This window comes from Paenibacillus sp. GL_099_B, assembly GCF_057835695.1.
Genome location: NZ_CM174430.1, coordinates 4,245,151 through 4,267,374, shown reverse-complemented (window position 1 = coordinate 4,267,374; position 22,224 = coordinate 4,245,151). Strand labels below are relative to the sequence as shown.

Below are 22,224 nucleotides of genomic sequence, written 5' to 3'. Positions count from 1 at the left end.
CCAATGAAAAAGCGCTTGGCACATGGATTAAAATTAATGCTGGTCCTCAGCCTTGTGATGTCGCTGCTGTCCGCGTGCGGAGCACCTTCCGTTCAGGACACATATCCGCTTGAATCGGTCAGTGGCAGTGGTAACACGACATCCTATGTGTACCGAGCTGCCGATCGTACCGTTCCAGAGGTTGCTCAGGAATTATCTGAACAGCGGAAGCCGGATCAGATCTCGGCGGAAAATACAGAGCGGATGTTCCTGGTGTATCAGGACCAGTATTATCATTTGCAGCAAGACCCGAATAAAGCGGAAGACACCTTGGTTGAGGTGGATTCCAAGGAATATGTTCGGCAGAATTATGATTCGTCCTTTTTGCAAGGTTACTTAACTGCAACATTAATCGGTAATTTGTTTGATTCGTTTGGGGGTAGAGGGTCCGGTACGTATCGGGGTTATACGAACAAGGACACGTACAAACCAAGTGAAGGTTCCTATCGGACACCGACGAGTAAAGATAAAAAGGTTGCTCCGCCGATTACCGTTGACCGGAAAGGGTCAATTACCCGGCGTGGTAGCGATAAGGATTCCAGCGTAGGCTCCGGTGGAGGATTATTCAGCCGAAATAAGGAACAAAGCAAAGGCACAATTGATCGTAATAAAAGTAGTGGCGGCCTTGGAGGATTATTTGATTCACCGAAGAGCTCTTATAAAAAGCCCAAAACGAGGGTTGGCGGCGGCCGAATCATGAGGCGTAGGTAGCACTTCTCATGAATGGGGCCCACAATATCAAATCATTCGCAGAAGAACAGTGAAAAGGTAAGGTGGAGCGAGCTATGCCACTGAAAATGACCTTGGACGCTGTTCTTTTTGTTTTACGATTTGCGGACATGATGGGACTTTCGAACACGAGGAATGGTTGTGGCAGGTTGTTTGCGAATCCAGCGGATATAAGGAGCGATGCGCTCATCTCGCCTTAGTGCCTGTATCTCAGTTAAACCCAAAGTTATAATATCGCGATTGGTATACAAAGAATGAATTTGTTTGTGGCAAGGGATACAGAGTTCGGCAGTAGGCATGTGCGTTCCACCCATTTCTTTCGGTGTCAGGTGATGGACTGTTGTCTCGACAGGCTCCCTTCCACATAATTCGCATCGTTGGTTCATAAAGGTCAGCTCCTTTCTCTTACATATTATAGTCTGTCAATTCGTCTTTCATGTGAATGGTATGTTGGAGAGTACTTGTCATGACCTAGCTTTCGGGCTACACTTTTTAATATGAACAAATGACCCAGGGAGGTTCTATCACCATTGAAAATAAATTCACATTCAACGGATATGACGACTGCGAAATTTATCCGTAAAGCTATACAAGTACCGGATGCGCAGGCGAAAGTTGCTGCTCATGTCAGTTCGGGTTCAATAGAAAAAGTAACACTTGAGCAAGCACATGGTCGAACGCTTGCTGAGACAATTCATGCTCCCCATCCTTACCCATTCTTTCGTCGTTCCGGAATGGATGGGTTCGCGATTCTAAGTTCGGATACGATTGGAGCATCCAGCGAGCAGCAGATTTGGTTCCGTGTCATTGATGAAATTCCATGCGGGTATACATCGGATCTTACGATTACATCTGGTACAGCTGCTCGGATCATGACAGGAGCTCAAGTACCGGAAGGTGCAGATGCTGTTGTTATGATGGAGATGACTGAAAGTAAAGAAGAGCACGGGGAACAATGGATTGCCCTGAAGCGTCATATTCAGCCTGATGCTAACATTACGCCAATTGGATTGGAAGTTCATGAGGGCCAATTGCTGCTGGAAGCAGGAACGATTATTCAGGCAGGTGAACAATCCGTGCTGGCGACTTTCGGCGTAGGTCAAGTGCCTGTATATAAACGCCCAAAGGTAGCTATTTTTGCAACAGGTACAGAATTATTGGAAGTGGACGAGCCATTGCAACCAGGGCGTATCCGAAACAGTAACAGCTATATGCTTCGTTCTCTGGTCGTTGAGGCGGGAGGCGAACCGGTTATGTATGGTTCAATCGCTGATGATGTGGATACCGCACGTACGAAGCTTGCAGAAGCGCTTGAACATAATGATATGGTGGTCACAACAGGTGGGGTATCCGTAGGAGATTATGATATTATGGGTGACCTGGTTCGGGAAGGGAATATGGAGATGCTGTTTAACAAAGTGACTATGCGTCCCGGTAGTGTTACGACGGCTGCTGTGGTTAATGACAAGCTCCTATTTGCGCTTTCGGGCAATCCTGGAGCTTGTTTTGTCGGCTTTGGGTTGTTTGTTCGGCCAACGATTCGCACGATGCAGGCCGATGCTCATCCTTATTTGGAGGAATGGACAGCTATTTTGGATGATGACTATACAAAGGTCAACAATTTCACACGATTTGTACGCGGACGGACAGAGATACGTAACGGAATGGTGTATGCTAAACCTTCTGCCTCGCGTGTGGACGAATCCAGTGTCATGATTACTATTAAAGATAGCGATTGCCTGATCGTTGTTCCGCCCGAGAAAAAGGGCATTCCTGCTGGTGAACAGGTTCGAATTCTCAGACTTCCCACGGGTCATGTCAGGTAGGTCATACATGTCTGAAATAAGCAGCACTTCACCACATATCATGCAGATTGTTGGATATAAAAACACAGGCAAAAGCACCTTAATTGCTGCACTTACCCGATACCTTACTTCTGCTGGACGAAGAGTGGCTGTAATTAAACATGATGGACATGATCATTTTGAGATGGATCACGAAGGAACAGATTCCTACAGCTTTGCTCAGGCGGGGGCCGATGCAGTCGTTGTCATGTCGGATAAACGTACTGCACTCATTGAAAGACAAGCAACTCCGTTGGAAGACATGATAAACTATCTGTCAGCGTACGACTGGATTCTCATTGAGGGATACAAACAAGCGCCTTACCCCAAATTGGTCATGGTCCGTGAAGTGAAGGACCTTTCTCTAATCGAGACGTTACAGGATGTAGTTGGGATTGTTTCATGGCTGACGGATGAAAGGAGAGAATGTGTGAAGGCAAGAGGGAGCCTCGTTTGGCATTCTATTCATGAGACAGATGATATAGCAAGATGGCTGGTCTCGCTTGAGCGTCATGAAGAGAAAAGAAAATTATGACGAAATAATTATTATGTAAACTTAATGGTATGAAATGTAAGGAAAAGAGTATGTTTTCATTAATTTTGCGAGTGAATAAAAATAAAAAAAGCGAACCTTGCAGGAACATTTTCCTGAAAGAATCGCTTTTTTAAGTTAGCTTGATATTTTGTAAGGAATCGAATCATACTTGAGCTGTAAAAATAGACTATATCCCGTCATCAGTGCGGCGTTCAATTGCTTCAGACATCGTTTTATCCGTGAGGTGCGCGTAAATTTCGGTTGTTTCTGTAGAAGCGTGTCCAAGCTGTTCCTTCGTTTTATAGATATCATTTTGCAAATAATAGTCAGTCGCAAAAGAATGGCGCAATTTATGCACAGTTAGATACGGCTTGCCGAATTGTTTGGCATACTTCATGATCATGGCCTGTATGGCCCGTTTGGTCATCCGACTTCCTTCGGAATCTCCATTGCGCAGAGCGATAAACAAGCCTTTTTCCCGTTTGGGTGTGCGGTAACGTGACTGGCGCAGATTGATATAGGTTGCGAGTTCATCCTTGGCTTGTTCTCTAAAATACACGGGCGTCTTAAACGTCTCATCATTATTACCTTTGCGATATACATATAGAAGTTTATTGTTCAGATCCAGATCATCCACGTTAAGGTTCACCACTTCTGATACACGCAAACCCGAATTCAGAATGAGGCTGGCGATGCAGGCATCCCGTTCTTTGTTTAGCTCATGTGAGTAGATTGCCTGTTTGTTCTTTTCCATATCCACGGCATATCCTTCAAGGATGTATCCGATAAACTCCAGCAACTCTTCTTCTTCCAGAAGTTTACCCTTTAGTTTGGCTGCTGTATCTTTGGGTTTATGGGTACGTTTGATCTCAATCTTCGCCATAATGTTTCGTTTCAGCAGTGGATAGAAATCTTCGTCTTCCGCAATCTGACTTAAATAATGAAAGAGCGAACGCAGAGAAGAAAGTTTGCGGGAAACCGTGATTCTGGAGTTGGCTCCTTCACGCTTGGTGGCCAAAAATAATCGATATGATGTCACTGATTCCATTCGAAGGACTTCCAGTTCAAGCAATGTAACTTCCTTATTAGAGCTTGCTTCGGACAATCCTTCTGCGCGTAACCAGCCAAAGAAGGCTTCATAATCCCTTAAATATTCAAGCAAAGTAGAAGGAGATAAATCAGGTAATTTATAGTCAATGAATTGCTGAACGAACCAAGGCATGGAAGGCAGTTTGTCATCCAGCTTGCGTCGGTCAATCTCTTTTTGCACATTGGTCAAGTTCGGCACCCCCATGTTAAAATAATTTCTAAAATATGCTATATCCTAGTTTACCATATTTAGATCGTCACAGCCTGTTCACAGAACCGGAATAACACAGATCTATGCTTCCTTGCCCTTGGCGGTGTAAAGCTTTAAAGTATGAGTTATAAGTAGATCAGAGGAGGTGAACCGGATGAATATAAAAATAGAGCTGGTTCCCCGGGAACGCAGTCAGGTGATTAGGCACTTAATGCAATTTTATCTGTATGATTTTACTAAATATTTGAATATTGATGTGGATAGTAACGGTATTTTCCCGGAGTATCCCGGATTGGACGCTTTTTGGTCAGAGGAAGACCATAAGTTTCCTTTTTTGATTACGAGTGATGAGGCACCAGCAGGGTTTGCATTAGTAGAGCGTTGTGAACCAGGCAGCAAAGATAATGACTACTATTTGACCGAGTTTTTTGTAATGCAGAAATACCGGCGTAGTGGAGTGGGTACTCGGGCAGCTTATGAGCTGTTTGAACGTTTTCCGGGAAGGTGGAAAGTAACCCAGGTGCGCAACAATGTCATTGCTCAGGCGTTCTGGCGAAAAATCATAGGGGAATACACGGGAGGCCGCTTTCGTGAGAAATTTCATCCTGAACTGGGGAACCCGAGTCAGTTCTTCGTAACCTGATTCAACGGATGTATCCGTGTTGGAGGAAATAAAGTAAGATGAACAAGTGGGTGTAATACCCAACATAAGGGTAATACACACCGAAGACTACTTTGTACTATATGAACTTTCATTATCTGTAACCAAATTCACGAAGCTTGGAGGAAATGTCCATGGAACTGCGTAATTACGGAAACACTGGCATGAAAGTAAGTACACTTGGGTTTGGTGGAGCGGAGATCGGCAAAAACGTATCCAAAGCAGATGTAGAAACATTGCTTAACAGTGCGTTGGATGCAGGGTTAAACGTCATTGACACGGCTGAATGTTATGGGGATAGTGAAGAGTTAATTGGAGATGTGCTATCACATCGCAGAGACGATTATTATTTGTTTACCAAATGTGGACATGCCGCTGGGATAGATGGCCCAGATTGGGACGCCAAAGTATTAGAGCAAACGATTGACCGTAGTCTTAGAAGACTAAAAACGGAATACGTTGATGTAATCCATCTTCATAGTTGCTCTGAAGAAGTACTTCGGCAAGGAGCGGTCATTGAAGTGCTGCAACGAGCCAAGGAAGCTGGGAAAACAAGATTTATTGGATATAGTGGCGATACGACAGATGCACTTTATGCGATTCAGACAGGTGTGTTCGACAGCTTGGAAACCTCGCTGAACATTGCCGATCAGGAAGCCATCGATCTGACGTTGCCAGAAGCGAGAAAGAGGAATATGGGGGTTATTGCCAAACGTCCCATTGCCAATGCGGCATGGACGTATGACTCGCTTCCGGAAGAAGCATATCCCTTTGTATACTGGAAGCGCTTGAATGAACTTGGTTATGGATTTCTGGGCGAAGATGCACAAGCAGCCGTTGAAACGGCATTACGTTTTACGCTCAGTACAGAAGGGGTAGACACGGCGATTGTGGGTACAGCCAAACCTAACCGTTGGCAGCAAAATGCCGATCTTGTCGCCAAAGGAGCTCTGAGTAAGGAACTATATGACGAGATTAGAGAACGTTGGAAAGAAATAGCGGGAGCTGACTGGACTGGACGAACTTGATTCTTTCAGCTATAAAAATAGCATGATAATCACAAAGTCGCCTTAAAGGCGGCTTTTTTATTGGCAACAACCTTATATTTTCACTATATGAAAAATTCACAACAACAAAAGCGTACTGGCTATGTCCATAGGAATGGGGTTGCTTTCGCCAGATTTCCATCCAAGAATTAAGTGAGAATTTAAACGTGTAGCTTCAAATGTTAACTCACCTGCATCTTTCTTCACACACTATATTATTATTTCAACATATGAAAAATTCATAATAGTAAGATCAATTTACGCTCCCCAGTTCATATCTGCATCACCACTACATCATCTCACCAGCTTGTTATAACGAACTGCTTTATCCTAAGCTCAATGTCAACACTGATTTGTAATTAATATTGCAAGATTTAGAGGTTAAATGGGATGGCTGAAATAAATGCAAAACAAATCTACGGATAAGCAGAAAGAAATCCTACGCGGGGCTGTGCGCCCTGCGTAGGGATTTGGTAGGCTAATATGCTTAGAGCGATTTATAGTCATGAATAATGACATCTATGACACGCTTTCCCCAATTCGAGGCTTCCGAGCCTTGTTCATTCCAATCGTAGGAGATGAGTGCTTTCCACAAAGCCCAGCCACGAGCACGATCAACCGTATCTTGGTCAACTTTCATGCAGCTGAGGAATATCTCACGACTTACATCATCAAAAAAATTCCATGCCATCACAAGATCACTTGAAGGATCGCCCACGCCCATAGTTCCAAAATCAATGACCCCGCACAGTCGTCCATCTTGCACGAGCAGATTGCCTACTGCAACATCACCATGCAGCCATAACGGTGCCGCTTGATATTTCGATGCAAGGGCAAGCTCCCATATTTCAGTCATGAGTTTTGGATCGTATTGGCCGGATACCTTTTCAATGACGGTCCTTGTTTCTGTATCGTAAACCGCTAAGTTCCCGCCGCGATGAAAATTTTGAATGCCTGCGGGTATGCCGTGACTAGCATCAATGGCTTCTAGTTCTCTCAGAAATTTAGCGAGGTCTTCGGCAAAAACACTTAGATCGAGTACATTGGCAGGCGAGACGGTCTCACCTTTAATCCATCGGTTGATCGACCAGGGAAGGGGATATTCTTCCGAAGGTTCACCTTTTGCAATGGGAGCTGGAACGGGCAATGATAGCAGAGGTTTGAAAACAGGAAGCCACTTCAGTTCTTTTTCTACAGCAGAGGCGTAACGTTCGTGACTCGGTAAACGAATTGTCATTTCGTCTCCCAATCGATAGGTGCGGTTATCGTGCCCGCTTTTTTCTACGGGTGTTATCGTTAAGCCTTTCCACTTCGGAAATTGACTATCGATTAATTGACGAACCAGTTCAATCGTAATTTCAATCATATCCTCGCCTCATTTTCTATAAAATGGATGGATTCTAACGTTAGTACATAAATTTTAACAATTTGTCTTGATCTTATCAAAGGGAGAAAATCGTCTAAAACGAGATGAGGAGGGCCGACCCTGGGGAGCCGCCAAAATAGCGGTTTTTTAGTGGCTAGAAGCCTTGTTGTGAGTAGAATATCATAGGTTTTTATCCCTTGACATAAAATGTCATTATAAAGATAATAATTGTAACTTTGGAAGAGGGAGGAGAAAAACAAAACCCAAACGAGGTTTGTTTTGAATGGCATATGTAAGCGCAATAATTTCGGTTGTACCTCACACAATTATCACTTTAAAGGAGTGTAGTCATGTACGATAAAATCGTAGATATTTTGTGCGCTATTAAAGAAGACCAACCGGAACTACGCCAATCCCTTTCCCCAGCAACGGAACTGAATAACGATATTGGTCTCGATTCTCTGCAAATGATCCAGTTTATGCTCAAAGTCGAGGATCAGTTAAACGTAATCATTGACTATGACGAATTCGATTATGAACATCTCCAGTCGATCGACACATTTATAACATTTCTGAAAAGCTGCCAGTCTCAAGAGCAATCATTGTACGAAGATGTCCAGAAGTGAGGCCGGGGTAATTCCAACGATCGTTATGGGGACGTTTGATCCTGAAACGCGATGGAGGGATCCGGACTTATCCAAGCTACCTGCTATGCCTGATAAGGACAGAGAATCCATTGTCCTATGTATGGACGAGCTGTTATTTCCATTTTGCGGGCCAGACGATATCCTCTACACCCGCTGCAAAATCGATCCAAAGCTGTACGAGTATCTGAACGGGTTAGGTTTTTCCTTTCGTAGCCGTTACCACTTTGATTTGAACGATGTGGAGAGTTCCTTACCCGAACCGGACGTTTTCAAGCAGTGCATGTTCAGTCTTGCTTCAGACGATCAACAGCGTGAAGCGATGTTGACCCACAACGTAAAACATCTCTCTCCTTATGCCATTACGGCTGATACGGAGGAGTACCTGCATGCCGAAGGATCGTTGGGTTCTTTGCCCGACCTTGAGACGGTTAAGCATGTAAATTCCAAATTTTACTCCAACCGACTCCTGACCAGGATCGGAGAGAAGTGTAATGGTACGGAAGTGAACAGTGTAGTAGAAGTGCAGGCTGTCGGAAATACGCTGCTGAAGCGAGGGGCGTATTTACTGAAAGATCCATTCGGTGTTTCCGGCAAGGGCAATATGCTCATTGAAAATGAAGCCATGCAACGAAGAATAGCAGAGCACCTGGACAAGCAGGAGAGAAGAGGATTGCGCTCGCAATTCCTGCTGGAACCACTGCTGAGAAAAGAGATCGATTTCAGCTCACATTGGTTCATTCATAAGAGCGGTGAGAGGGATTTCCTATCGGTTCAGCGTATGCTGAATCAGCAGCAGAATTACGGCGGGTCTATTAGAGCAGATGAGGCTTTGCTCCTTCTGCTGGAGAACGCGGGTTATTTTGATACGATAGAAAGGGCACTTCGGGTATTATTCGAGGACGGATACCATGGCTTCGTGTGCTTCGACTCCATGATTCTGAAGGACGGAGATGTCGTACCCATTGTAGAAATTAACGCGCGCAAGTCCATGGGTCTCATTAATGCATATCTTGATAAAGGCTGGGAAACGTACGGCTATAGTGGACTGCTTACCTTTCTGTCTCTCGGTCTACCTGAAGGCTTTACGTTTGAAAGTTTGCTGGACGCTTTGCATGGATCCGGTCTTCTATTCAGAGGGCAAGGTGAGTACGGAATTATGCCTATTTCATCTAACACCGTAATGGTGAACGAAATTCTGACCTTTCGGCGTATATCCGAGGGAATCCAGAGTCATCGTGGTATGCCGAAGGGACGGTTGTATATATCGGTGGTGGGCCGTGACGACGAACATCGCAGTGAACTGATCGTGAGTCTGAGGCAGGTACTCGCTGACTTGTCCATTAAAGTGTACAACTAAATTCTGGAATGCGGAGGCTGCGCATGAATTCATCTTCGGTTACCCTGCTTGCGTCAGGCAATTCGCTTGGGGCATACATTCCGGCTATGCATCTGAACACGTACCTGCAAGATAGAGGTGTTAGAACGGACGTTCACGTTCTGGAGAACCTGTATCAAGAAGAAATCAGGTGCAAGATTAATTCCACCAAAAAAGCATTTCATGCCGATTTCTCCGTTGCCCTTATGGGGCATAAACTGGCCAAGCCTGTAGACTCTTCCCTGAATGAAGAGGAAGTCCAGTTCCTTTTGGACTCATGGATACGTGATGGGGTGTCTCATTTTGCTGTGTTTACCGGTTTTTGGCTCCCGATCCTGGAGCGCTACAAAGCCATTGCGCACAAGCCTCTGGATATTCAAATAATCCGCTTGGATGCATGCGATACGCCATCGTTTAAAGTACACAAGTCCTTGTATCCGGACTACGATAATGTCTGGCTTTACGAGCCTTCAAGGTTGTCTCCAGACTGCTATATTGCCTCAGATGAAAAGGAACTCCTGCCTTATGCACAGCGTGACGGACGCATTCTGATTCATGGCGGCGGCTGGGGGATAGGAACGTACGCGTCCACGATTGCAGAGCTTCGTCAACTTGGTTACCTGCTGGATGTGATCGTCTACGATCCTTCCGAGGTGGAGGAGGACGATGGGAGCACACGCTACTTCGGAACAGAGGCTTCATGGAATCCATGGAGTCGGGATGCCCAGGGGCGGCATTCATTTCCGCCAATGAACCAATATGTGCGTGAAGAGGGCATTCTTCGGGCAACTCCGCTCCGTGATTACTCTGCTTATACGGACCTGATGCGCAATTGTGCTGCCATTATCAGCAAGCCGGGAGGAGCGACACTGAACGATTCGTTGTCCTATGGAATACCTTTTGTCATGTTAGAGCCGTTTGGTGACCATGAGCTTCAGAATTCAAACTATTGGAAGTCCTGTGGTTTCGGTATACGATTCGCGGAATGGAAAGCCCTAGATTACTCTGAACAACATCTCAAAGAAATGTACAGACGTTTGCTGAAGCAGCGATCAAAAATCAATCATTTGGGGAGGAAAACGCATGCAGCCGAAAACAGCAGTTACGTTTGATAAGCTTACATTCCAAAATATGAAAAGAACCCTCGTTCCGCTCGCGGAAACGGGAAGGAAACGCCGGGAGGACCCGACGTATGCCGCACCCGTGCCTTATGAGATCGGAATCAAGCTTAATAACGGCTGTAACCTGCGCTGCAAGCATTGCTTTGAATGGAATCCAGATGGCTTCCATCACGGCTTTGCCAGTGAAGTGAAGAGAGACGAAATCGAGATTCCTGTCGTGGAGAAACTGTTGGCCGAAACGAGAGAACGCAAATCACGTGTGTTCCTGTGGGGCGGAGAACCGCTATTTTACTCCAAGTTCGATGAACTGGCAGAACTGCTGGCTAAGGAAGATCGGCATACGACCATTTGTACAAACGCGATTCTCATTGAACAAAAGCTGGATTCTATTTTGAAAATGTCTAAGAATTTAGTCATGCTGGTCAGCCTGGAAGGATTCGAGAAGGAGAACGACGCGATCCGGGGCAAAGGCACGTTCAAAAAAGTGATTCACGCCATACAGTTGTTGTTGGATCTGCAAAAGCAGGGCTTGTACAAAGGAAAAGTGTCCGTAGCTCTGACAGTAAATGACCAGATGGTCGATCAGCTTTATAGCTTGATGGAATTCTTTGAAGGGTTGGGCGTTGATTCCGTGTACTTCTGCTTCCCATGGTACATCCCTTCCGATACGGCGGAAAAAATGGACACCTACTTTGATGCGCACTTTCCGCACCTTGCCTCCCGCTTTGCGAGCGACCACAAGAATAGCTGGCACTCTTTCACGTTTCACATCTCACCGGATCGTTTCGACACATTAATCGAGGAATTTAAACGAGTCAATTCACGAGTGTGGAATGTACGTATCCGCTATCAGCCTGCGCTGGAGCCCGAAGAGGTAGAAGGTTTTATTCGGGGTAGCGAAAAGCCGGCCATGAATCGGACCAAGTGTTTCTCGATCTCGAACCGGATGGACGTGATGCCAGACGGTAAGGTCAATCCATGCAAATTTTTTCCGGAATTCAGTGTCGGTAATTTATACGAAGAAAGTGTGGCCGATATTTTCCACGGTGAGGATCTGCGAAAACAACGCGAGATTCTGGCCTGCGGTCTGACACCGATTTGCTCCAAATGCGTGCTTCTGTATAACAACGGAGTTTAATCGCTTTAACTTTAAGCCGCCAATAAGGGAAAACATGCAATTATTCAGGAGGAGCGGGGATGGACTTTATCCGTGTACGGGAACTGCACAAATCGTTCGTATATTACCGGAAAGAAGCAGGACTCAAACATTCACTGAAAAACTTATTTGCTCGCAAATCACTTGTGAAGGAAGCGGTTAAATCCGTTTCCTTTGATATCGGCCCCGGAGAGTGCGTTGGATTTCTGGGTCCGAACGGAGCAGGTAAAACCACAACGCTCAAAATGTTGTCAGGCATTCTATATCCCACAAGCGGAGAAGCCGACGTACTTGGCTATGTGCCTTGGGAACGAAAGAACGAATTCAAACGGCTGTTCTCCATTGTAATGGGTCAGAAAAATCAACTTTGGTGGGACCTTCCCGCCAGCGATTCGATTTATTTGAACAAATGTATATATGACGTCGAGGATGATCTCTATCGTCGAAGTCTTGCCGAACTATCGGAAATGCTTGATGTACAAGATCTCCTGGATGTACAGGTCCGAAGGTTGTCCTTGGGTGAACGTATGAAAATGGAGCTGATCGCCGCTCTGATCCACCGACCAAAGCTGCTGTATCTCGATGAGCCGACGATTGGCCTGGATTTCCCCTCTCAGAAGAGGGTGCGGGAATTTCTGAAATACTATAATGAGCAGTTTGGCGCCACGATCCTGCTGACGAGCCACTACATGAAGGACGTGGAGGACCTGTGCAAGCGAACGATCATCATTAACGAAGGAAGTCTTCTGTATGACGGAGATCTTCATAAGATTAACGATCTTTTTGGCGAGCACAAAATTGTAAAGTTGCAGTTCTCGGAGCCGGTTGCCGAGCAGCGGCTGGCCAAATTCGGAAAAATGATCAGTGCAGACGACTACAGCGTTGTTCTGGAGCTGCCCAAACACCGGCTAAAAGAAGTGTCGCGTGCTATGCTCGATTCGTTTCCGATTGTTGACTGGACGATTGAGGACGTGCCGATCGAGGAGAGTATCTCAATGCTCTACCAAAAGGAATCCGTCGGATGAACGGACGCAAATTGTACACGGCTGTTTTTTCGATGGGTGTGCAGCAATCGATGGAATACCGATTTCACTTCTTTCTCGGTCTTCTCGGAGCCGCGTTTCCGATTCTTGTCCAGTATTTTATATGGACAGCGGTGTACCAACATTCCGGCGAATCGGCGCTATTCTCGTATTCATATAATCAAATTATTTTGTATACGATCTTGGCGGGTTTGGTATCCAAACTAATCGCTACCCAGTTCGAGCACCAGATCGTCGACGATATCAAGAACGGCGGCCTCAACAAGTATTTGATCAAACCGGTTAGTTACTTCGGATATCGGCTAGTATCTTTTTTCGGACAGAAAGCGATCTATTACGGCGTTACAGCTGTGCTGCTTGTCGGGATTATCTGGATCTCATCTGCCGGTGGTGTGCTTGAGTTCCAGGTCATACGGATGATCTTGTTCGTCGTCACGCTGTCGGGGGCGCTATTGCTCAATTTCTTGATCTCTTACTGCATCTGTGCAAGTGCTTTTTATCTGAATGAAATCTCTTATTTTTTCGTCATTACGAGTCTGCTCGTGAATATTCTGAGCGGAGGTATGTTTCCGTTGGAGATTTTCGGGGATTCGATAGTGGAGGCACTTCAGTACACACCGTTTCCGTATACCATTTATTTTCCGGTCAATGTGCTCAGCGGCAAAACGGAAGTGGCGGCGATGTATCAAGGATTGCTCATCCAGTTGGGGTGGATACTCCTGTTCTTATGGCTATCCCGTCTAACGTGGCGCATATCCATGAAGAAATATTCAGCGGTTGGGGGGTAGTGGAGATTCCATATGTTTAGAGTCCTGAGAAAATACGCACATTTGTATGGCATGTTCATCAAAAATTGTCTCATTGCCCAGATGGAGTTTCGGGGCAATTTCTTGATGAGCCTGCTCGTGGAATCCGTCTACCTGCTCGCCAAGCTGTTATATGTACTCGTTGTGTTCCGCACCGATCTTCACGTCGACGGCATACCGCCCGAAGGGCTGCTTCTATTTATAGGCATGCACACCGTGGTGACAGGAATATATGTCGGGCTGTTTTTTACAAATTTCACGAAAATTCCGGAATATATTAAGGACGGCTCGCTTGATCTAATGCTAACGAAGCCGGTTTCTCTTCAATTTATGGCTTCCTTGCGTTATGTCGATCTGGCGCTGCCAATCCCTGATATTTTAGTTGGTTTTGTCATGATTGGTATTGGCTGGCATGCCATGGACATACCCCTGACGTTTCTCCAGCTAGCCGGGTTTATGCTGCTGTTATTCGTGTCCGTTATCTTCACATACTGTCTAATGATTATCCCTGCATTGCTGTCATTTCGGTTCGTTCAGACGGGTTCTGCATCGGAGATCGCCCATTCCGCCTGGGATGCCAACAATTTTCCAATGGCAATATACCCAACTTGGGTCCGGCGCATCGGTACCTTTGTCATTCCGTTGTTCCTGATTACCAATTTCGGGCCGATGTTCCTGCTAGGACAGCTCAGCTGGCTCTATACAGGTCTGGCGCTGGTCGCTTCGCTTATACTCTTCACAGTTATACGATTGCTCTGGAAACAGGCTGTGAAGGGATATAGTAGTGCAAGTAGTTAAGGGGGAGAAAGAATGAATGCTGTTCAGTTGCCCGTGTTAAATCCGCCGCTTAAAGGATTTCTGCGGTGGGCTTACACGCTTTCGATTACCAGTGCACATGAGGAAACGATTCCTTGGTATTACAGCAATTTCATTCAGTTGTCCTGCAAGAAAACCTTTCTGGAGGATGGAAGACAGTTTTATATCGATTTTTTTCGGGGCAAACCCAACGAACTGAATTTCAATAATCCATTTCTACTCACTTGCTCTGTGAATTATACGATTCTGGAACATTTGGCACTGGACGCCTGGCCCCAATTTTTTGCGGATCAGATTCGCAACGGCTATTATTGTGTCGTGTTTTTGGACGAAGCTAAGCTACCGCCAGCGGCGGCCTATCAGAAAGAACCGTTTCCGCATCATCTTTTTCTATACGGTTTCCATTGGGAGAGACGTGTTTTTGATGCTTCCATGTTCGACCATACGGGAGTTTACCGCAATGTACAGATTCCGTTCAGGGAGTTCCTGGATGCTATCCATTCCATGAGACATCTGCTCAGAGAGGGACTCACCGCGGATCATCACACTTATTTTTACAAATACGAGCCGCATTCTCCTTATCCTTTCGATAGAATCGTAGCACTCGACCAACTGTATGATTACCTGAACGGAGAGACCCATCTGAACCGCATTAATTACAATCCTGACGATGAACAGGCTTTCGGAATTAATGTCTACGACTATCTGCAAATGTACTATGATGCCGTAGAGAGCAACGATCCTCGCCTTGGTGACCGCAACGATGTGAGGCATCTTCATGTGCTCTGGGAGCACAAAAAAATGATGAGTGAACGGATTGCCTACTTGATAGATGAGAGGACGATCCCATACGACGAAGAACTCGTGAATGGTTATCAGGATATAACCACCAGGGCAATGAAGCTAAGGGATCAATACATCCGTCATGAAATTCGTGAAGACAAGGCAGTGTTTGCGAAGGTAAGGCTCCGGTTGGAGCAATTCCGAAAGGAAGAGCCTGCTCTGCTGCAAAGACTGATTTCATTGCTCGAAAAGTAAATAAAGAAGGCTATTCCTCTAGGAGGAACAGCCTTCTTTATTTATATTCATAGGCTACACGTTAGCCTTATTATGACTCTTAATAACTTACTCAAACTTGAAATCATCATCAGTCAGGGGTTCTACATTCAGAGTACGAATATACCCATTGCCTTTTTTAGAGAAAAAGTCATGCTGTTTGGTATGTGTACTGATTCCATTTAACACAATCGGGTTGACTTCCTCGTCATCAAATAATGGCTCAAAACCGAGGTTCATCATAGCTTTGTTAGCGTTATAACGAAGGAAGGCTTCTACTTCTTCGGTCAAATGAATAGGGGTATATAATTCCTCCGTATATTTCAACTCATTTTCATGAAGAAGCTGTACTAGATCAACCAAACCTTGATACACATCGTTCCGCTGCGTTTCATCAAAGCTCGCGTATATTTCCTGGGCCAACACGCCCACATATACACCGTGAATACTTTCATCCCGCAGAATCAGATCAATGATCTCACCACTGCATGTGAGTTTGCCTTGTCCGGCTAAATAGAGTGGATAGAAAAATCCGCTGTAAAACAAATAACTTTCCAAAAGAACGGAGGCAGCCATCGCCATATACAGATCTTTTGAAGTTTCAATGTTCATGTAATACTGACGTATAACCGTCGCTTTGGTTTGCAGATATGGATTTTCTTCCACCCATTTAAATACACTGTCAATTTCTTCGGTTGATGCCAACGTGGTAAAAATACTACTGTATGATTTCGCATGAATTTGTTCCATCATTGCCATAAAACTAAGTACGGCCTTGCGTTGCAGTCCATCCACATGTTCCATAATCTGTGGCATACCTACACCGCCCTGGATCGTATCCAGAAGGGTTAAGCCTCCCAAAACTTTCATATAAGCGTCTTTTTCTATCTCACTGAGCATGCCCCAGGTCATTTTATCATCGGATAAAGGAATCTCGTCATCGGTCCAAAATTGCATAATATTCTGATTCCAGAACATCAGTGTGAAATCATCATCCGCCCGATTCCAGTTCACAGCTTGAATTGCCGGCATGGTATATCAAACTCCAATCGTAATACCCTAAAGGGAAATTATTTATATTGAACAAGCAATGCATTCTTCCATCGTCAGCTTGTTGGTTCTTGTATAATACAGAGATTTCAACCCTTTATGAGCAGCATACAGGTAGCAGCGAGCCAACTCCCGCGTGGATACATCACTGTTTACATGAAGAATGGTTGAGATGCCTTGGTCCACATGCGGCTGAATCTCCGAAATCAAATCAATCACCTTGAATTGATCCATTTGATACGCTGATTTGTAATAGAAGACGTTATCCTTTTGCAAATAGGGCATCGGATAATACGTGGTTGAATTGGCATAGGTCCGTGTCTCAATTTGTTCCACGATGGGCATTACACTGGATGTTGCGTTTTGGATATAAGAGATGCTGGCCGTTGGAGCAATAGCCATGCGATAGGCATGATAGAGACCATTTGTCATCACTTTAGACTTAAGTAGGTTCCAATCTTCGGGAGACGGAACAGCAATTCCGTTGAACAATTCTTGTACTTTCGATGTGGTGGGACGGTAATCCGTAGTCACATAACGATCAAAATATACCCCAGACGCATAATCCGATTGCTCAAATCCATAGAACCGTTGACCCGTTTGCTCTGCAAACTCCATACTTTTCTCAAGAGAATGATAATTCATGGTCATAAAAAAGGTACGTACAAAATCCTTGGCTTCCGAGCTTTCATAAGCAATCCTGTTTTTGGCTAAGTAACCGTGCAGATTCATGGCACCCAAGCCAACGGAATGCATTTCGGAATTGGCTTTTGCCACACCGGGAGCATTGGCAACATGCGTCATGTCGCTGACGGAGGTTAGTGCGATCATGCCCTCATGAACGGATTCCTTGATCTTGCCACTCTCCATAACATTAACAATATTGAGGGAGGCCAGGTTGCAGCTGATATCTTTGCGGATAATATCCGGTTGACCATAGTCTGTAATTTCAGAAGTTTCTTGGAGCTGGAAGATCTCTGTGCAGAGGTTCGACATTTTGACTTGTCCTACGTTTTTCAAGGCATGTGCTTGATTGGCATTGGTTTTATTAATGATGTAAGGATAGCCGGATTCAAGTTGAGTCATCGCTATCTTGGTCAGCATATCCCGTGCGCTGAGCGATTTTTTCTTCTTCACACGATCGTCAGCTAGCAAGGTATCATACATTACGTCCAGATCCATATCATCCAAATGTGTTCCATACGCCTTATAAACACTATAAGGTGCGAAGAGGTACAGGGGCTCATTATCTTGAGCCAGCTTATAAAAACGATTGGGAACAATAAGTCCGATAGAGAGAGTTTTCAACCGGATTTTCTCATCCGCATTAATCTTTTTGCTATCCAGCAGTTCCATAACGTCCCAACCGAAAATATTATAGTATGCTGCGCCAGAACCTTTACGTTGACCCATCTGATCGGCGTAGGAGAAGCCGTCTTCCATCAGCTTAAGAACAGGCGTGATGCCTTTAGCAGCACCTTCAACCCCTTTAATGACTTCACCACGAGCACGTAACTTCGAAAGGTTGACAGCCACTCCACCACCGATTTTGGATAACTGCATACAAGTGTTTAGTACATAGTTTATGGAGTTCAGTGAATCATCCATTTCAAGCAGGAAGCAGGAAACCAATTCACCGCGCCGACTTTTTCCCGCATTCAGGAAAGTGGGGGTTGCGGGTTGAAGACGCTGCTCCATCATCGAACGAGACAGCAAACAAGCCGTATCAAAGTGTCCTTGACCCAAGTGAAGAGCTACGGCTGCTACCCGATCTGCATATTGCTCGAGGTATGTTTTGCGGTCATATGTTCTCAATGCATAATCAGTATAGAATTTAGACGCTGCCATATAGGAAGGAAAGTTATACTGATAGCCACGCGTAATTTCAAATACTGTTCTAACTTCATCGGTTGTATAGGAAGCATAGAAATCCTCGTAATAATCATGATCAATCATGAATTTGACTTGATCATCAATGTTGGCAAAAGCCATACTTTTATCTTTGATTTCTTTCATAAACTCCTCTACAGCCTCTTTATCCTTATGTAACTGGAAAAAGCCATCAGAGTCGCGCTTTAACAACATGTTATTTAATTCAATATGACGCAATGCGGCTCACCTCCTGTTCAAAATACTCCACATCTCTTTTGGAACCCGATAATTCAAATTTACTAATAACAGGGACATTATAAGATGCAGATATCAAATCAGCACTTTTGGCAAAACGCTCACCCCAGTTTCGGTTACCGCTGGCGGCCACGCCAATCAGGTATTCAGAGTTTTTTTGCAAAAAAGAAGACACCTTATCAGGTATCTGTCCAAAACCTGTTGTATATGTCACAAGTACGTACGGTTCATCAATCGTCATTTGATTCTGAATCTGAACTGTCGGCAGTTGAAGCTTGGAAATAAACCTCTTAACATTCCCGGTTATAGAATCATACACAATTAGCACTATCATATCCTCCTTGACAAATGAAAGGTGATCAAAAACAAACACTATATATAGACCTATTTCTTAATTTTATATCAATATATAGCTTTGTCAAATGCTTATCGGTATCAATTTTGTGAAAAACCGGATGAATGGGCTCTATTACTAGGTTTAAAAAATTTGTGGCTTAGTAGATATCCATATTCGAAGACACGATATTTGGTGCATGAGAGAATTATGATTGACATTGAGAATTGTTATCATTTAGGATTTTGAAGAAGATTCGAAAAGAGGGATGCGCTATGATGACACAATTACAACAAAATCACCCGCAGGGTGAAGGACAGACAGTAGCAGATCTCGCATGGTATGGATTAAAGAACGTATTCAAGGATTCGGTCGACAAGGCCTACCGTTTGATATACGAAGAAACACCAGATCATGTCATTCTTGTTGCTGCAAATCGTCACGGCAAAATCGTCATTGATGGCATACCTCATCCGTTCGTTCCAAATAGTGCCCATTTAGTATTACCAGGCCAACGGGTCGAGACCGTTTATTTAACGGATGGAGAGCAGATCGTATACCGGATTCATATCGGCATCATTCCATATGATGGACAGAAGGTGTCCTCTGAGTGTTTGTTAACGGAGCTTGGTGGGTCAATCACGGTTCCAGATGCACAGGTGCAGCAACTTTGCGAAAAAATCGTCGGTTACTGGCATACGGGGGATTCAACAGATCGTTTCGCAAGTCAAGCAGGTTTCCAGGACCTGCTGCATCTGTTGTTCAAGAAGCAGAACCAACACGAGAACGCACTTGAGAGAGCACGGGAATACATGCTGCATCACTATCAGGATACAATCACAGTCGAGGACCTGGCCGATGAGGCGGGCATGAGCCGCTATTATTTCATGAGATCATTCAAAGAGAAATTCGGTCAGAGTTCGATGGACTATCTGGCAGAGATTCGTACTAACGAAGCCAAACGTCTGATGGAAGCAGGACAACCACTGAAAGACATTGCTCTATTGGCGGGTTTCAAGGACCAACACTATTTCAGCAGCCAGTTTAAAAAGCAGGTCGGATTACCGCCTCGTACATATATGGCAAACAGGAAATGCAAAACAGCTGCGTACAGCTGGCCCAATATTGGGCATTTGCTGACCCTGCAAATCATCCCTTTCGCAGCGCCCATTGATCAGTTTTGGACAGATGATTACCGTCGGAAATATCGTTATGATGTCAAGGTAGCACTCAGCCACGACTATGATTTCAACCTCAAAGCATTGATGCGGGCCAGGCCAGACCGGATTGTTGCATTGGACGAGATGATCCCCGAAGAGGAGAAAGAGAAGCTGCGGCACATCGCACCGGTGTTGTTTCTAAGTTGGCACGGAGAGGATTGGCGGCAACATCTGCGGCGAACGGCCCGTTTTTTGGATCGGGAGAATGAAAGTGAAAGATGGCTTCTTCGATATGAGGAAAAGGTGGAAACGGTTCTTCATCATATTCCTGATTCGTTTCAACAAGGTAAGCTAATCGCATTAAGTGTGTCTCCCCGGGGCATTCAGATCTGGGGCAGAAGAGCAGGAACTGTATTTTATGACGATTTGAAGATTGCCGCGGCTTCAGGTGTGGATCAGATCGAATTTACCAGATACGTGGAAGCCGAACAGCTTGCTGCATTCGATGCGGACGTCATCATCGTTAGTGTTATGAAGGACCATCATTCCCAGATGGTGTGGGAGAGACTTCAACATGCGGAAAGCTGGAAGCAGCTGCATGCCGTACGAAACCGGCACGTCTATCTGACACAGGGAGGCCATTGGTTAAGCGAACCGATCCTGGAACATACAGCCAATCGGCATGAACTTCTGCTTCAGGAAGTAAACTTGCTATTTAGTGCCCGGTAATGGGCGAAAGTAGACATCTTCTTCTATTTTCTTCGCTGAGGAACATCTGTATAATCATCATGTGATAATCATTCTCAATACAGAAATGCGGAGGGGAACTCATGTCTCACACAGAAAATAATGATCTCTTTAGACGAGGTCGTTCAAAAAAGGCTACACTTGGAAGGAAACGCGGATTTGCAGGATTGATGCTCCTGCTGTTGGTTCTTTCACTTATGGTCGTAGCCTGCGGAAATAGAACAAATACAGCAGGGGAGCAAGCCACAACAGAAACGACCAAGACAAACGCAAGCGCAGCGACTCAAACTGCCGAAGAGCCTCAGACGCAGGTCATCGAACATGCCATGGGCAAAACGGAAGTTCCGCTGCATCCAAAACGTGTTGCCGTATTTGGTCTTGAGGATCTTACATTGTCCCTGGGCGTACCGATGGTCTATGCATACGACTTTGATGGCTACTACTTGGATGACCAACTCAAAGCACTGAACATTCCGCTCTCTGGAAATGCAGATTTCAATCCGAATCTGGAAGCCATCCTGGCAACCCAGCCGGATCTTATCGTGGTTCAGCGAAACGCCATTGACGACAAAGCTTATGAGGAACTGAGCAAGATTGCGCCAACCATTGCTTATTCACCGGATGATTGGGAGACAACCATTGTGGAACTTGGCAAGGCAACGGGTCTGGAAGATAAAGCACAAGAGGTGCTTCAGGCGAACACTGACAAACTGAAACAGGCCAAGGAAGATATCATTTCGGCTGTGGGCCCGGACAAAACAGTTGTCTTCATGCGTCCATCGGACAAGGATCTGCAGGTGTTCTTCCCGAGCTTTGCACCACTCATCTACACTGAATTGGGGTTGAATCCAGACGAAAGCGTTACAGCATTCCAGAAGGATACTACGGACGATTGGGGAGTCACGACATCTCTAGAGAAGCTGCCCTCCATTGGAGCTGATTATGTGTTTGCCATCTACGGAGGATCGATTAGCACGGAAGAAGAGTTCAATGAGAACAGTGTCGTTGCAACGGAAGTCGAGAAACTTCATGTATGGAAAACGATGCCTGCTGTGAAGGACAACCATGTGTTCAAAGTGTCAGCCAGACATTGGATGATGTCCGGCCCAATTGCAGACGGCAAGGTGGCCGACGATGTCGTAGCAGCCGTCACCGGCAAGAAATAAGCATGGACATAATCGTTCATACATTGTCTACAATTCAGAGATAGATTATTAAAGGCATGGCTCTATGGAGTCATGCCTTTTGTGTACGTTGAAGGTATGC

Annotated in this window: 21 protein-coding genes; 15 read left to right on the top strand and 6 right to left on the bottom strand. The window is 45.2% G+C overall.

Going from position 1 to position 22,224, the window contains the following annotated elements; all coding sequences use genetic code 11:
- The first annotated feature begins 3 nt into the window (after positions 1–3).
- Positions 4–750, top strand: a complete 747-nt coding sequence (locus AC3ITG_RS19275) for a DUF4247 domain-containing protein (protein ID WP_072733273.1) — start codon at positions 4–6, stop codon at positions 748–750.
- 113 nt (positions 751–863) lie between these two features.
- On the opposite strand, the gene hlpB is transcribed toward AC3ITG_RS19275, so the two are convergent.
- Entirely contained in the window at positions 864–1,154 is a 291-nt protein-coding gene (gene hlpB, locus AC3ITG_RS19270) for an HNH nuclease-like protein HlpB (RefSeq protein WP_489251064.1), read from the bottom strand.
- A gap of 171 nt (positions 1,155–1,325) precedes the next feature.
- On the opposite strand from hlpB, the gene AC3ITG_RS19265 reads away from it, so the two are divergent.
- Positions 1,326–2,594, top strand: coding sequence for a molybdopterin molybdotransferase MoeA (locus AC3ITG_RS19265; RefSeq protein WP_413379715.1), 1,269 nt, complete (start codon positions 1,326–1,328; stop codon positions 2,592–2,594).
- A gap of 7 nt (positions 2,595–2,601) precedes the next feature.
- Positions 2,602–3,147: a molybdopterin-guanine dinucleotide biosynthesis protein B gene (gene mobB / locus AC3ITG_RS19260; protein ID WP_489251063.1), complete on the top strand. Its 546-nt coding sequence runs from the start codon at positions 2,602–2,604 to the stop codon at positions 3,145–3,147.
- A 187-nt stretch (positions 3,148–3,334) separates the two neighbouring features.
- On the opposite strand, the gene xerS is transcribed toward mobB, so the two are convergent.
- Positions 3,335–4,441, bottom strand: a complete 1,107-nt coding sequence (xerS, locus tag AC3ITG_RS19255) for a tyrosine recombinase XerS (RefSeq protein ID WP_076289150.1) — start codon at positions 4,439–4,441, stop codon at positions 3,335–3,337.
- A gap of 160 nt (positions 4,442–4,601) precedes the next feature.
- Here xerS and AC3ITG_RS19250 point away from each other — a divergent pair, with 160 nt between their 5' ends.
- Both AC3ITG_RS19250 and AC3ITG_RS19245 read left to right on the top strand, forming a co-directional pair.
- Complete coding sequence (locus AC3ITG_RS19250) at positions 4,602–5,090, top strand: GNAT family N-acetyltransferase (protein ID WP_489251062.1); 489 nt, start codon at positions 4,602–4,604, stop codon at positions 5,088–5,090.
- Positions 5,091–5,242: 152 nt separating this feature from the next.
- Entirely contained in the window at positions 5,243–6,136 is an 894-nt protein-coding gene (locus AC3ITG_RS19245) for an aldo/keto reductase (protein WP_489251061.1), read from the top strand.
- A gap of 505 nt (positions 6,137–6,641) precedes the next feature.
- Here the strand turns inward: AC3ITG_RS19245 and AC3ITG_RS19240 are convergent.
- Positions 6,642–7,520, bottom strand: a complete 879-nt coding sequence (locus AC3ITG_RS19240) for an aminoglycoside phosphotransferase family protein (protein WP_489251060.1) — start codon at positions 7,518–7,520, stop codon at positions 6,642–6,644.
- Between the two features lie 350 nt (positions 7,521–7,870).
- On the opposite strand from AC3ITG_RS19240, the gene AC3ITG_RS19235 reads away from it, so the two are divergent.
- From AC3ITG_RS19235 to AC3ITG_RS19200, 8 genes are read left to right on the top strand one after another with little or no spacing between them, the layout of a single operon-like run.
- Positions 7,871–8,146 carry an acyl carrier protein gene (locus AC3ITG_RS19235; protein WP_064637210.1) on the top strand — a complete coding sequence of 92 codons (276 nt, stop codon included), beginning with the start codon at positions 7,871–7,873 and terminating at the stop codon, positions 8,144–8,146.
- Entirely contained in the window at positions 8,133–9,524 is a 1,392-nt protein-coding gene (locus AC3ITG_RS19230; RefSeq protein WP_489251059.1) for a hypothetical protein, read from the top strand. The genes AC3ITG_RS19235 and AC3ITG_RS19230 overlap by 14 nt, the downstream gene beginning before the upstream one ends.
- A 23-nt stretch (positions 9,525–9,547) precedes the next feature.
- Entirely contained in the window at positions 9,548–10,654 is a 1,107-nt protein-coding gene (locus tag AC3ITG_RS19225; protein ID WP_489251058.1) for a hypothetical protein, read from the top strand.
- Positions 10,626–11,801, top strand: coding sequence for a radical SAM protein (locus tag AC3ITG_RS19220; RefSeq protein ID WP_413372096.1), 1,176 nt, complete (start codon positions 10,626–10,628; stop codon positions 11,799–11,801). Before AC3ITG_RS19225 ends, AC3ITG_RS19220 begins: the two co-directional genes overlap by 29 nt.
- 59 nt (positions 11,802–11,860) lie before the next feature.
- Positions 11,861–12,844 carry an ABC transporter ATP-binding protein gene (locus AC3ITG_RS19215; RefSeq protein WP_072733265.1) on the top strand — a complete coding sequence of 328 codons (984 nt, stop codon included), beginning with the start codon at positions 11,861–11,863 and terminating at the stop codon, positions 12,842–12,844.
- Entirely contained in the window at positions 12,841–13,650 is an 810-nt protein-coding gene (locus tag AC3ITG_RS19210) for an ABC transporter permease (RefSeq protein WP_489251057.1), read from the top strand. Before AC3ITG_RS19215 ends, AC3ITG_RS19210 begins: the two co-directional genes overlap by 4 nt.
- A gap of 12 nt (positions 13,651–13,662) precedes the next feature.
- Complete coding sequence (locus AC3ITG_RS19205; protein ID WP_489251056.1) at positions 13,663–14,466, top strand: ABC transporter permease; 804 nt, start codon at positions 13,663–13,665, stop codon at positions 14,464–14,466.
- A gap of 12 nt (positions 14,467–14,478) precedes the next feature.
- Positions 14,479–15,522 carry a hypothetical protein gene (locus tag AC3ITG_RS19200; protein WP_489251055.1) on the top strand — a complete coding sequence of 348 codons (1,044 nt, stop codon included), beginning with the start codon at positions 14,479–14,481 and terminating at the stop codon, positions 15,520–15,522.
- An 87-nt stretch (positions 15,523–15,609) separates the two neighbouring features.
- On the opposite strand, the gene nrdF is transcribed toward AC3ITG_RS19200, so the two are convergent.
- From nrdF to nrdI, 3 genes are read right to left on the bottom strand one after another with little or no spacing between them, the layout of a single operon-like run.
- Positions 15,610–16,572, bottom strand: coding sequence for a class 1b ribonucleoside-diphosphate reductase subunit beta (nrdF, locus tag AC3ITG_RS19195; protein ID WP_413372092.1), 963 nt, complete (start codon positions 16,570–16,572; stop codon positions 15,610–15,612).
- 42 nt (positions 16,573–16,614) lie between these two features.
- Positions 16,615–18,699, bottom strand: a complete 2,085-nt coding sequence (nrdE, locus tag AC3ITG_RS19190; RefSeq protein ID WP_489251054.1) for a class 1b ribonucleoside-diphosphate reductase subunit alpha — start codon at positions 18,697–18,699, stop codon at positions 16,615–16,617.
- The gene (gene nrdI / locus AC3ITG_RS19185; protein ID WP_413372090.1) at positions 18,686–19,045 is read right to left on the bottom strand and encodes a class Ib ribonucleoside-diphosphate reductase assembly flavoprotein NrdI; all 360 of its coding nucleotides are present in this window, start codon (positions 19,043–19,045) and stop codon (positions 18,686–18,688) included. The genes nrdE and nrdI overlap by 14 nt, the downstream gene beginning before the upstream one ends.
- Positions 19,046–19,326: 281 nt before the next feature.
- Between nrdI and AC3ITG_RS19180 the strand changes: the two genes are divergently transcribed.
- Positions 19,327–20,940 carry a helix-turn-helix domain-containing protein gene (locus AC3ITG_RS19180; protein WP_489251053.1) on the top strand — a complete coding sequence of 538 codons (1,614 nt, stop codon included), beginning with the start codon at positions 19,327–19,329 and terminating at the stop codon, positions 20,938–20,940.
- A 101-nt stretch (positions 20,941–21,041) separates the two neighbouring features.
- A complete protein-coding gene (locus tag AC3ITG_RS19175; RefSeq protein ID WP_413372088.1) occupies positions 21,042–22,124 on the top strand; it encodes an ABC transporter substrate-binding protein in 1,083 nt (360 codons plus the stop codon).
- Positions 22,125–22,224 lie beyond the last annotated feature (100 nt).

Bases quoted from the DNA above. Each gene is read 5' to 3' on its own strand.
- AC3ITG_RS19275 (WP_072733273.1), top strand. From the start codon at position 4: ATGAAAAAGCGCTTGGCACATGGATTAAAATTAATGCTGGTCCTCAGC.
- hlpB (WP_489251064.1), bottom strand. From the start codon at position 1,154: ATGAACCAACGATGCGAATTATGTGGAAGGGAGCCTGTCGAGACAACA.
- AC3ITG_RS19265 (WP_413379715.1), top strand. From the start codon at position 1,326: ATGACGACTGCGAAATTTATCCGTAAAGCTATACAAGTACCGGATGCG.
- mobB (WP_489251063.1), top strand. From the start codon at position 2,602: ATGTCTGAAATAAGCAGCACTTCACCACATATCATGCAGATTGTTGGA.
- xerS (WP_076289150.1), bottom strand. From the start codon at position 4,441: ATGGGGGTGCCGAACTTGACCAATGTGCAAAAAGAGATTGACCGACGC.
- AC3ITG_RS19250 (WP_489251062.1), top strand. From the start codon at position 4,602: ATGAATATAAAAATAGAGCTGGTTCCCCGGGAACGCAGTCAGGTGATT.
- AC3ITG_RS19245 (WP_489251061.1), top strand. From the start codon at position 5,243: ATGGAACTGCGTAATTACGGAAACACTGGCATGAAAGTAAGTACACTT.
- AC3ITG_RS19240 (WP_489251060.1), bottom strand. From the start codon at position 7,520: ATGATTGAAATTACGATTGAACTGGTTCGTCAATTAATCGATAGTCAA.
- AC3ITG_RS19235 (WP_064637210.1), top strand. From the start codon at position 7,871: ATGTACGATAAAATCGTAGATATTTTGTGCGCTATTAAAGAAGACCAA.
- AC3ITG_RS19230 (WP_489251059.1), top strand. From the start codon at position 8,133: ATGTCCAGAAGTGAGGCCGGGGTAATTCCAACGATCGTTATGGGGACG.
- AC3ITG_RS19225 (WP_489251058.1), top strand. From the start codon at position 9,548: ATGAATTCATCTTCGGTTACCCTGCTTGCGTCAGGCAATTCGCTTGGG.
- AC3ITG_RS19220 (WP_413372096.1), top strand. From the start codon at position 10,626: ATGCAGCCGAAAACAGCAGTTACGTTTGATAAGCTTACATTCCAAAAT.
- AC3ITG_RS19215 (WP_072733265.1), top strand. From the start codon at position 11,861: ATGGACTTTATCCGTGTACGGGAACTGCACAAATCGTTCGTATATTAC.
- AC3ITG_RS19210 (WP_489251057.1), top strand. From the start codon at position 12,841: ATGAACGGACGCAAATTGTACACGGCTGTTTTTTCGATGGGTGTGCAG.
- AC3ITG_RS19205 (WP_489251056.1), top strand. From the start codon at position 13,663: ATGTTTAGAGTCCTGAGAAAATACGCACATTTGTATGGCATGTTCATC.
- AC3ITG_RS19200 (WP_489251055.1), top strand. From the start codon at position 14,479: ATGAATGCTGTTCAGTTGCCCGTGTTAAATCCGCCGCTTAAAGGATTT.
- nrdF (WP_413372092.1), bottom strand. From the start codon at position 16,572: ATGCCGGCAATTCAAGCTGTGAACTGGAATCGGGCGGATGATGATTTC.
- AC3ITG_RS19180 (WP_489251053.1), top strand. From the start codon at position 19,327: ATGATGACACAATTACAACAAAATCACCCGCAGGGTGAAGGACAGACA.
- AC3ITG_RS19175 (WP_413372088.1), top strand. From the start codon at position 21,042: ATGTCTCACACAGAAAATAATGATCTCTTTAGACGAGGTCGTTCAAAA.